7 protein-coding genes are annotated in these 4692 nt (G+C 71.5%); 2 read left to right on the top strand and 5 right to left on the bottom strand.

Going from position 1 to position 4692, the window contains the following annotated elements:
* Nucleotides 1–145 precede the first annotated feature (145 nt).
* The 3 genes from ABD317_RS33760 to ABD317_RS33750 all read right to left on the bottom strand — a co-directional run bounded on the left by ABD317_RS33760 (nucleotide 146) and on the right by ABD317_RS33750 (nucleotide 1889).
* Nucleotides 146–814 (bottom strand): aminodeoxychorismate/anthranilate synthase component II, encoded by a 669-nt coding sequence (locus ABD317_RS33760; protein ID WP_344295130.1) that lies wholly within the window; start codon nucleotides 812–814, stop codon nucleotides 146–148.
* A complete protein-coding gene (locus ABD317_RS33755; protein WP_027752952.1) occupies nucleotides 811–984 on the bottom strand; it encodes a hypothetical protein in 174 nt (57 codons plus the stop codon). Before ABD317_RS33755 ends, ABD317_RS33760 begins: the two co-directional genes overlap by 4 nt.
* A gap of 155 nt (nucleotides 985–1139) precedes the next feature.
* Nucleotides 1140–1889, bottom strand: coding sequence for a DUF881 domain-containing protein (locus ABD317_RS33750; protein ID WP_344295126.1), 750 nt, complete (start codon nucleotides 1887–1889; stop codon nucleotides 1140–1142).
* 128 nt (nucleotides 1890–2017) lie between these two features.
* Between ABD317_RS33750 and crgA the strand changes: the two genes are divergently transcribed.
* Complete coding sequence (gene crgA, locus ABD317_RS33745) at nucleotides 2018–2275, top strand: cell division protein CrgA (RefSeq protein ID WP_027752954.1); 258 nt, start codon at nucleotides 2018–2020, stop codon at nucleotides 2273–2275.
* 309 nt (nucleotides 2276–2584) lie between these two features.
* Here crgA and ABD317_RS33740 read toward each other — a convergent pair whose 3' ends face one another.
* On the bottom strand, nucleotides 2585–3484 hold the full coding sequence (locus tag ABD317_RS33740; protein ID WP_027752955.1) for a rhomboid family intramembrane serine protease: 900 nt from the start codon (nucleotides 3482–3484) through the stop codon (nucleotides 2585–2587).
* 187 nt (nucleotides 3485–3671) lie between these two features.
* Nucleotides 3672–4196 carry a peptidylprolyl isomerase gene (locus ABD317_RS33735; RefSeq protein WP_027752956.1) on the bottom strand — a complete coding sequence of 175 codons (525 nt, stop codon included), beginning with the start codon at nucleotides 4194–4196 and terminating at the stop codon, nucleotides 3672–3674.
* A 180-nt stretch (nucleotides 4197–4376) separates the two neighbouring features.
* Here ABD317_RS33735 and ABD317_RS33730 point away from each other — a divergent pair, with 180 nt between their 5' ends.
* A complete protein-coding gene (locus ABD317_RS33730; protein ID WP_344295124.1) occupies nucleotides 4377–4658 on the top strand; it encodes a DUF5324 family protein in 282 nt (93 codons plus the stop codon).
* The last annotated feature ends 34 nt before the right edge of the window (nucleotides 4659–4692 follow it).

Raw genomic sequence — 4692 nt, 5'->3', positions numbered from 1 at the left:
CGCGCCGGGGCGACGACCCGGCGCGCGGAGTCGTCCCCGGGGCGCTCGTAGCCGCCGGGGTCGTGGAAGTCGCCGTAGGGCGTGTCGCGCCCCGGTGCGCGCTCCTCCGCGCGCCCCGGTGCGTGGCCGTCCGGCCGGGTGTCGGTCACCCCGCGGTCCCGGCCGGCCCGCCGCCCACGGGCGTCGGCCCGCCCGTCACCGGCGCCAGTCCCGCCGACCGCTCGACGGCCCCCGCGTCGCCGCACTCGACGAGCCAGTTCGCCAGCATCCGGTGACCCCACTCCGTCAGCACCGACTCCGGGTGGAACTGCACGCCCTCCACCGGCAGGTCGCGGTGGCGCAGGCCCATGACCAGACCGGTGTCCGTCTCCGCGGTGACCGCCAGCTCGGCGGGCAGCGACTCCCGCTCGACGGCCAGCGAGTGGTACCGCGTCGCCGTGAACGGCGACGGCAGTCCGGCGAACACGCCCGCGCCGCCGTGCGTCACCGGCGACGTCTTGCCGTGCAGCAGCTCCGGCGCCCGGCCGACGACGCCGCCGTACGCGACCGCCATCGACTGCACGCCGAGGCAGACCCCGAACACCGGGAGCCCGCGCTCCGCGCAGTGCCGCACCATCTCGACGCACACGCCGGCCTGCTCCGGCGTCCCGGGCCCGGGGGAGAGCAGCACGCCGTCGAACCCGGCGTCCGCGTGCCGCGGCGCCACCTCGTCGTTGCGCAGCACCTCGCACGTGGCGTCGAGCTGGCACAGGTACTGGACCAGGTTGAAGACGAAGCTGTCGTAGTTGTCCACGACCAGAATGCGGGCGCTCATCGCTGGGCGGCTCCCTCGTCGACCGTGACGTCGTTGAACGGCAGCAGCGGCTCGGCCCAGGGGAAGATGTACTGGAAGAGCAGGAAGACGATGCCGAGGACGAGGATGAGCGAGATCAGCGCCCGTACCAGCGCGTTGCCCGGCAGATGCCGCCAGATCCAGCCGTACATGCGTCCCTCTTCGCCGTTGCCTGTGCCCGTGGTGTGCCCGTGGTGTACCCGTGCTCGCTGCCGAATTCGTCCGTACGAGTCACCAGACTAACGACCCGGGCCCCCCGAGGCGGCGGGCTTCCCCCGTGCCGCCGGCCGCGGGGACGTGGGAGTGGTCACTCCACGGGGCGGGCGTGGTGCAGGTCGACGGTGCCGGAGTAGGCGGGGAGCGTCACCGAGTCGTGCGGGTCGACCTCGTAGCCGAGGCCGTACGCGTCCACGTAGCGCAGGTAGTTCTGCACGGCGGGCTCGGCGTCCAGGGCGGCCTGCAGGTCCTGGCGGTCGCCGACGGCGGTGATCTTGTACGGGGGCGAGTACACCCGGCCCTGGAGGATCAGGGTGTTGCCGACGCAGCGCACCGCGCTGGTGGAGATCAGCCGCTGGTCCATGACCCGGATGCCTTTCGCGCCGCCCGCCCACAGGGCGTTGACGACGGCCTGGAGGTCCTGCTGGTGCACGACGAGGGTGTCCGGCGTGGGCTCGGGCACGCCGGGTATGAGGGCGGTGGCGTCCGGCGGGGCGTCGGTGAGGGTCACGGTGAGCCCGGCGCCGCTGACCGCCGTGCTCCCGGCCGCGCGCTCCGCCTCGCGGAGCCGCTTGCGGGAGGCGGTGCCGGGGCCGTGGTCGCGCTCGGCGAGGGCGTCGACGTCGTCGCGGAGCTCGGCGTTGCCGCCGTCGAGGCGCTGGTTGGCGCGGTCGCGCTCATGGATGAGGTCCGTGAGGCGGAGCATGGAGTCGTCGGTGCGCAGGTTGGTGCCCTGCGCGGTGTTGAAGCTCGTCCAGAAGATCAGCCCGGCGAGGCCGAAGGCGGCGAACGTGAAGAGCCGCGCGGGCCTGATACGGGGCCGCTGAGCGGAATTGATCACCGTACCCTTGTCTCCTTACCCCCGGGGGAAGGACTACGCTAACGGACACGCCCGGGGAAGGAGCCGCCCCCGCGGCTCGGGGCCTCCCCGACAGGCCCGAAACCGCAGCGTCGACAGGAGAGTCCCTCGTGCCGAAGTCACGGATCCGCAAGAAGGCCGACTACACCCCGCCGCCGCCGAAGTCGGGCGAGTTCAAGCTGTCAGGCAGCGGCAGAAGCTGGGTGGCGCCGTTGATGCTGGCGTTGTTCGTCATCGGACTCGCCTGGATCGTCGTGTTCTACGTCACCACGGGAGACCTGCCGATCGATGCGATCGGGAACTGGAACATCGTCGTCGGCTTCGGCTTCATCCTCGCCGGGTTCGTCGTCTCCACGCAGTGGAAGTGACGCCGGGGTCCCCTTCGGTGACCCGCTGCGGCGCGCTGTGGGCAAAGTTATCCACAGGTCATCCACAGCTGTGCAGAAAGCAGAAGATCTGTGGATAACCTCAGCGGGGTTGACGCCGGTCGGACCGCGGTACACCGTCCGGACCAGCGCTGATTTCCTGCCCTGCCAAGCAAAACGCAGGGATGTTCGATATCGAACGACTGTCCCCACGGTACGCACAGGATCGCTGACTACCTGTGGACAACTTCTGGCGTGGCTGCTTGCTCCACACTCTCAACGCGGCCGCGGCCCCCGGGTTACGCCCGGCTCTCAGGTCAGCTGCAGCGTGCGGATCACGACCACCGCGACGATCGCCAGCAGCGCCCCCGCCGCCACCGCCCGCTGTATCAGCAGCCTCTTCTCGCGGGGCGCGTGCACGAACCCGTACGCGAGGGCCGTGCCGATGACCAGCCCGCCGATGTGGCCCTGCCAGGCGATGCCCGACCAGGTGAAGGTGAAGACCAGGTTGATCGCCAGCAGCACCAGCACGGGCCGCATGTCGTAGTTCATCCGGCGCATCAGCACCGCGGTGGCGCCGAAGAGGCCGAAGATGGCGCCGGAGGCGCCGAGGGCGGCGTCGTTGGGCGCGGCGATCAGGTAGAACAGCGCGCTGCCGCCGAGGCCGGACAGCAGGTAGAGCGTGACGAACCGCACCCGCCCGAGCGCGGCCTCCAGCGGCGGCCCGAGGAACCACAGCGCCAGCATGTTCAGCGCGATGTGGGCGACCTCCTCGTGCAGGAAGACCGAGGACAGCAGCCGGTACCACTGGCCCTCGGCGACGCCCTCGACCGGGCCGCCGAAGGAGAAGACGGCCCGCCCGACGAGCAGCATCGGGTCGACGACCCGGTCGCCGCCGGAGACCGCGGCGACGAAGACCGCGAGGTTGAGGCCGAGGATGATCTTGGTGATCAGCCGCGGGTCGGCCGCGGTGACACCGCCGGCGAGCGTACGGGGCGCGGAGGCGTCCGGCGCGTGGCCCGTACCGGAGCCGCCGCGCACACACTCCGGGCACTGGAAGCCGACCGCGGCGCTTATCATGCACTCGGGGCAGATGGGCCGGTCGCAGCGCACGCAGCGCACGCCGGTCTCGCGGTCCGGATGCCGGTAGCAGCCGGGCAGCCCGCTCTCCCCGGCCGGCTTCCCCGCGCCGTCTCCCGGTGCCTGGTCCATCAGCTACCCGCGTCCCCTCTGTCTCCTCGCCTGCGTCGCGCTACGTCACGTGCATCGCCGCGTGCTTCACGGTGCGCCCGCGTACGCCCCCGTCGCCCACACCGCCGCGCGCGGGGCCCCCGCCCGGACCCGCCCGCCGCGGCACCTGCCGGTGATACGACGGGCGGGGCGCTCAGGTTCCCGGGAGTCAGCGCCGCGTGATCGTGACGGACTCGATGACCACGTCGTTGTCCGGGCGGTCGGACCGGTTCGTCTTCACGGCGGCGATCTCGTCCACGACCTTCTGGCCAGCCGCGTCGGCGACCTCGCCGAAGATGGTGTGCTTGCCCGTCAGCCAGGTGGTGGGCGACACCGTGATGAAGAACTGCGAGCCGTTGGTGCCGGGGCCCGCGTTCGCCATCGCCAGCAGGTACGGGCGGTTGAACGACAGGTCCGGGTGGATCTCGTCGCCGAACTCGTAGCCGGGGCCGCCGGTGCCGTTGCCCAGCGGGTCACCGCCCTGGATCATGAAGCCGCTGATGACGCGGTGGAACACGGTGCCGTCGTACAGCTTCTCGTGGGACACCTTGCCGGTCGCCGGGTGCGTCCACTCGCGCTCGCCGGTGGCGAGCCCGACGAAGTTCTGCACCGTCTTCGGCGCGTGGTCCGGCAGGAGCCGCACCTCGATGTCCCCGTGGTTCGTCTTCAGGGTGGCGTAAAGCTGCTCAGCCACGATGTGCCTTCCTTACGGATTCATTGCGTCCCCAGATCCTCGCACGCCCGCGCTGCCGATCCGCAGCGTCCCGCCAAGTCTCGGCAGTAACAGAACATGCCGAGTCGGTCCAAGCCGGGCATGATCTGTACTCAGGTGGACAGGCGAACAGTGCCACCTTCCCGCAAGGAGGAGAGTTTCGTGACCCGCAAGAACGGCACGCGCCCGGCCCCCGGCACGGCGAAGCACAGCGTGCAGCACGCGGCCGAGGTGGTGGCCCCGTACGCCACCTCCGCCAGGGAGCAGTGCACCCACATGGCACACGAGGCGCGCGAGCGGCTCGGCCCCAAGGTCTCCGATCTGGCCGACAGCGCCCAGGTGGCGTACGGCGCCCACGTCGCGCCCCGGATGCACAAGGCGCGCCGGGCGATGCCCGACGAGCTGGACAGAACCGCTGCCGGCACCGCCCGCCCCGCGCGCTAAGCGGCGGCCTACGCCACCCCGCGCGTCGTCGGCG

The sequence above is a fragment of the Streptomyces synnematoformans genome (genome assembly GCF_039531005.1).
Taxonomy (GTDB): domain Bacteria; phylum Actinomycetota; class Actinomycetes; order Streptomycetales; family Streptomycetaceae; genus Streptomyces; species Streptomyces synnematoformans.
Note: the sequence above shows the minus strand (reverse complement) of the source record. Positions and strands in the feature narration are given on the sequence as shown.

Excerpts from the sequence above, each read along its gene's own strand:
- ABD317_RS33760 (WP_344295130.1), bottom strand. The coding sequence starts at position 814 with ATGAGCGCCCGCATTCTGGTCGTGGACAACTACGACAGCTTCGTCTTC.
- ABD317_RS33755 (WP_027752952.1), bottom strand. The coding sequence starts at position 984 with ATGTACGGCTGGATCTGGCGGCATCTGCCGGGCAACGCGCTGGTACGG.
- ABD317_RS33740 (WP_027752955.1), bottom strand. The coding sequence starts at position 3,484 with ATGGACCAGGCACCGGGAGACGGCGCGGGGAAGCCGGCCGGGGAGAGC.